Source organism: Streptomyces sp. PA03-6a, from assembly GCF_033792765.1.
GTDB lineage: Bacteria > Actinomycetota > Actinomycetes > Streptomycetales > Streptomycetaceae > Actinacidiphila.
In genome coordinates, this window is record NZ_JARAVK010000462.1 from 1 (window position 1) to 3779 (window position 3779).

General features: G+C 74.8%; 4 protein-coding genes and 1 pseudogene. 4 read left to right on the forward strand and 1 reads right to left on the reverse strand.

The features are described from left to right. Together PV350_RS45400 and PV350_RS45405 are read left to right on the forward strand one after the other, a co-directional pair. On the forward strand, positions 1–869 hold an 869-nt coding region (locus tag PV350_RS45400), incomplete at its 5' end, for a bifunctional helix-turn-helix transcriptional regulator/GNAT family N-acetyltransferase (RefSeq protein ID WP_500339167.1). Between the two features lie 97 nt (positions 870–966). Further along, a pseudogene (locus PV350_RS45405) lies at positions 967–1533 on the forward strand (sugar phosphate isomerase/epimerase family protein); the annotation flags it as partial. Between the two features lie 10 nt (positions 1534–1543). On the opposite strand, the gene PV350_RS45410 reads toward PV350_RS45405, so the two are convergent. Beyond that, complete coding sequence (locus tag PV350_RS45410) at positions 1544–2554, reverse strand: EamA family transporter (protein ID WP_500339168.1); 1011 nt, start codon at positions 2552–2554, stop codon at positions 1544–1546. Between the two features lie 111 nt (positions 2555–2665). Between PV350_RS45410 and PV350_RS45415 the strand changes: the two genes are divergently transcribed. Beyond that, positions 2666–3571, forward strand: coding sequence for a LysR family transcriptional regulator (locus PV350_RS45415; protein ID WP_500339169.1), 906 nt, complete (start codon positions 2666–2668; stop codon positions 3569–3571). Between the two features lie 10 nt (positions 3572–3581). Then, positions 3582–3779 (forward strand): hypothetical protein (locus PV350_RS45420; RefSeq protein WP_500339170.1); only part of this gene is annotated, 198 nt, incomplete at its 3' end.

A 3779-nucleotide genomic window follows, 5' to 3' on the forward strand; every position in this document is an offset into this window, starting at 1 on the left:
ACCTCATCGGCGCGCTCGACTACAGCCGCCATCTGCACACCCCGTACACCCTCACCGAGGCCCGCGTCCTGTACGAGCTCGCCCACGCCGCCGGCGGCGGGCTGGACGCCGCCGACCTGCGCACGGCCCTGTCCGTGGACGCCGGGCAGCTCAGCCGGATGCTGGCGGCCTTCGGGGAGCGGGGACTGGTGACCCGCGCGCCGTCACCACGGGACGCCCGGCGGCAGCGCGTGGAGTTGACCCCCGACGGCCGCGAGGCCGCCCGGCTCCTGGAGGACCGGTCGCGGGAAGCCGTCGCGACCATGGTCGGCGGGCTCGCCCCGGGCGACCGCGAACGCCTGACGGAGGCCATGCGCACCGTCCGCGACGTCCTCGGCGGTACCGCCGCGACGGGGACACCTCCCGGGCCGCGGGTCCGGCTGCGCGAGCCGCGGCCCGGTGACCTCGGCTGGGTGGTCCAGCGCAATGCCGAGGTCTACGCCGAGGAGTACGGCTGGGACGCCGAGTACGAGACCCTCGTCGCCCGGATCGTCGCGGACGGCCACGAGCGGGCGTGGATCGCCGAACTGGACGGCGAGCGCGCCGGCTGCGTCTTCTGCGTACGCACCGACGAGCCCGGCACGGCACGGCTGCGCCTGCTGCTGGTGGACCCGGCCGCCCGGGGCCACGGCATCGGCCGGCGGCTGGTCGACGCCTGCGTCGGGCACGCCCGCGCGACCGGTCACCGCGAGCTGGTGCTGTGGACGAACGACGTGCTGGTCTCCGCCCGGCGGATCTACGAGGCGGCCGGTTTCGAGCTCGTCGGGGAGGAGCCGCACCGCAGTTTCGGCCGCGATCTCGTCGGGCAGGACTGGCGGCTGGTGCTGTAACGTCCGAAAAGTGAAGCTCGCGTTCTCGACCCTCGGCGTGCCGGGGCTCCCCGTGCCGGACGTGGTCCGGCTCGCCGCGGAGCACGGTTACCACGGCGTGGAACTGCGGGCGGGCCACGAGGAGCCGGTGCACAGCGGCCTGACGGAGCGGCAGCGCGCGGACGTGGCCGGGGAGTTCCGGGGCTCCGGCGTCGCGGTGCTGGCGGTCGCCTCCTACGTGCAGGTGGCAGCGCCTGGTGAGGACGCTCCGGCGCTGCGCGGCCTGCGCGACCACGTACGCCTCGCCGCGGACCTCGGCGCCCCCTACGTACGGGTGTTCCCCGGCGCCGGTGACGACGACGGGGACGCCGCCGACACCCGGGCGGCCCGCCGGCTGGCGGCGGTGGCCCCGGAGGCGGCGGACGCGGGCGTGCGGGTGCTGGTGGAGACCCACGACTCGCACCGGACCGGCGCGGACGTCGCGCGGATCCTGGGCCTGGTGGGCCATCACCACGCGGGCGCGTTGTGGGACGTGATGCACCCCTGGCTGGGCGGCGAACAGCCCGAGCACACCTACCCGGTGCTCGCCCCCTACCTGGGCTACGTGCAGGTCAAGGACGTGTCCTCGGCACAGGACACCACCCCGCTGCCGCTCGGTCACGGGGCGCTGCCGCTGGCCGGCACGGTGGAGGTGCTCAGCCGCGCGGGCTGGGACGGCTGGCTGTGCTGGGAGTACGAGAAGCTCTGGTACCCGCAGGTCCGGGCGCTGCCGGAGTTGCTGTCGCGGGGGCGTTCGCACCTGCTGCGGCTGCTCGGCGAGTCGGCCTGAGCCCGGCGCCCGCCCGGAGCGAGCCCAGCGAGCCCAGCGACGTCACGGCGACGCCGCCCACCAGCAGCACGGCGGCCGCCCAGCGCAGCGGGCCGACGCCCTCGTCCAGCAGCAGGGCGGCCGAGGTCATGCCGAAGACCGGGACGAGCAGGGAGAACGGGGCCACCGCGGAGGCGTCGTACGTCCGCAGCAGGAACCCCCAGGCGCCGAAGCCGAAGACGGTGGTGACCCAGGCGACGTAGACGATCGCGCCGGCGCCGCTCCAGTCGAGACCGCGCAGCGCGGCGGCGTCCGCGGCGGGGCCCTCGAAGACCAGGGAGAGGGCGAGCAGCGGCAGCGGCGGGACGAGGCTGACCCAGACCATCCAGCTCAGCGCGTCCGGCGGGGCGGCGCGCCGGGTGAGGACGTTGGACAGCCCCCAGAGGGCGGCGGCCGCGACGACCAGCACGAACGCGCCGAGCGGCCCCGAGGCGCCCTCGTCGTACGCGGCGACGCCGATCCCCGCGAACGCGACGCCCATGCCCGCGATCCGCAGCCGGCCGGGCCGCTCGCCCAGCAGCGCGACCGCGAGGAGGGCGGTGAAGACCGCCTGTACCTGTAGCACCAGGGAGGACAGCCCGGCGGGCATGCCCTGGTCCATGCCGATGAAGAGCAGGCCGAACTTGGCGACGCCGAGGACGAGTCCGACGGCCACGATCCAGCGCAGCGCGACGCCGGGCCGGCGGACGAAGAAGACCGCGGGCACGGCGGCTACCAGGAAGCGCAGGGCGCAGAAGAGCAGCGGCGGGAAGTGGCCCAGCCCGACCTCGATGACCACGAAGTTGACGCCCCAGACCGCGGCGACGAGGACCGCGAGGGCGAGGTGTACCGGTCGCATCGCTCCAGCATCGGGCACCGTACCCTTAAGCACCAGCGAGCATTACTGCACTGTCGGCTTCAGCGTTGCTGAATGGTGCGCCTCGGGCGCACGGGATGACGAGGTGAACGGATGCTGGACCTGGCCCGGCTGCGGGCGCTGCACGCCGTGCATGTGCACGGATCGGTGGGGGCGGCGGCCACGGCCCTCGGCTACACCGCGTCCGCGGTGTCCCAGCAGATCGCGAAGCTGGAGCGGGAGACCCGTACGACGCTCCTGGAGCGGCAGGGCCGCGGCGTGGCGCTCACCGAGGCCGCCCACTTGCTGGCGGAGACCGCACAGGAGCTGATGGCGATCGTGGAGCGGGCCGAGGTGGCGCTGGAGGAGCGGCGCGGCCGCCCCACCGGGCGGCTGACCATGGCCGCCTTCCCGACCGCCGCGCGAGGTCTGCTCCCGCAGGTGCTGGCCGGGCTGACGGCCGCCCACCCGTCGCTGGAGCTGCGGCTGGTGGAGGAGGGCGCGCACCTGTCGGTCGACCTGGTCTCCCGCGGCGTCGTCGACCTGGCCGTGGTGCACGACTGGGACATCGCCCCGCTGCCCGCGCCCGAGGGCCTGGAGCGGGTGGTGATCGGCGAGGACCGCTGCGACGTGCTCGTCCCCGCCGGGCATCCGCTGGCGGCCCGCGCGGCGCTGGTCCGCGAGGACGTCGTCGACCAGCGGTGGATCTGCCAGCCGCCCGGACACGTGTGCCACGACTGGCTGGTGCGGACCCTGCGGGAGGCGGGCACCGAGCCTGACCTGGCGTTCCAGGTCGCCGAGTACCAGACGCAACTGGCGCTGGTGGCGGCCGGGCTGGGGATCGCGCTGGTGCCGCGGCTGGGGCGCGGGCCGGTGCCGGACGGCGTGGTCGTGGTGGCGCTGGAGCCGGCGCCCGTGCGGCGGCTGTACGCCTTGTGGCGGACGGGGGCGTCGCGACGTCCGGCCATCACGGAGACGGTTCGGGCGTTGCGCGACCACTACCCCCGGGTCGTTGCCTGACCATGGGCGGATGTCATCCACCCGCAGGGAACCGTTTCCGTACCGATCCCGTCCAACCGGCGTGCTGCTGGGAAGCCTCCGCAAAGCGGTGTCGGTCGCGCTGCTGGCTGCGTCACTGACGACCCTCTCCGCCGCATGCGGCCGGCAGCAGCCCGCCACCGGTCTGCCCCCCTCCACCGGCGGTCTCTTATACACATTTCCGAACCAA